The 1,174-nt window shown below is 71.2% G+C and carries 1 pseudogene; it reads right to left on the reverse strand.

Features of this window, described 5'->3' with window-relative positions:
- Positions 1-1,174 (reverse strand): annotated as a pseudogene (locus tag AOQ71_RS48960) (caspase family protein); the annotation flags it as partial.

A 1,174-nucleotide genomic window follows, 5' to 3' on the forward strand; every position in this document is an offset into this window, starting at 1 on the left:
GTGGTCGGCGGCGTCACCGCCGGCTCATGCGCCAGTGATTTGGCATGCGGGTCCGGCGCGCCCGTCGGCGGTGTTTGTGCCACGGGCGGCTTGGAGGCCGGCGTGGTTGCGGCGTTGGCCGGGGCGGTCGTGGTGGCAGGCGCGGTTGCCGTATTGGGATGGCCCTGAGGCTGACCGTTGGCGGGCGCTGCGGCCGTCGGCGCCAGTTTGCCGTTGGGGGCCTGGGTTGCGCCGGCAGGTGCGGCCGGCGTGATTGCGGCGCCCGCCGGGGCGGTCGTGGTCGCCGTATTGGGATGGCCCTGAGGCTGACCGTTGGCGGGCGCTGCGGCCGTCGGCGCCAGTTTGCCGTTGGGGACCTGTGCCGCACCGGCCGGCGCAGCCGGCGCGTTCTGCGTCCCCGGAACAGGAAGCGCATGACCGGGCGGCGGCGATGCCGGCGGCGCCGCTCCGGTCGGCGTCCCGGTCCCTGATGGCGTCGCGTGCACCTGCATCACCTTCATCGCCGCCGGCTTTGCCGTGGGGTTGCTGACCAGCGCCTGCTGGCTCGGCGTGAGTCGCTGGGTCGGATTGGCCTGGATCTGTTGCGCCTGCTGCTGCACGACCTTCGGCACCTGCGTCATCCCGCTCGGGCGGCCTGGGCCATTGGCGGCAACAGCTGCGGCCGCAGCGGCATTGCCGGCCGGCGGCGGCGCCGGCGGCTGGTTGATCACGGTGTTGATGACCGTGGTGTTATGGATGTTGTTGACGATGATGTTGTTCGGCGGCGGCGCGACATAGGCCGGCGGATTGTAGAACGCCGGGATCGGCACGAAGACCGGCTGCGGCAATACGAACAGGCCGACCACCGGCAGCGGCGGCGGCAGCACCACGAAATCAGGCGGCGGCGGCGGGCAGAAATAGACCGGCGGCGGCGGCGGCGGTACGAAGTCGAACACGGGATCGCTGAAATACAGCACCGGACGATCGACATAGACGACCTCCTCCGGCGGCGGCGGCGGCACGTCGTAATCCATCATCGCGAAAGTCGGAGGCGGCTCGATCGGAGCGGTCAGGATCGCAAGCCTGCGCCGTGCATCGCCCGCATGCGGCCCGCGCGGATAGCGGCGCAGATACGACCAATAAGCGTCCGGCGTGTCGGCGCGGTAGGTCCGCCGCCAGGTGATCGCCTCACGGC

This window comes from Bradyrhizobium manausense (assembly GCF_001440035.1).
GTDB lineage: Bacteria > Pseudomonadota > Alphaproteobacteria > Rhizobiales > Xanthobacteraceae > Bradyrhizobium > Bradyrhizobium manausense.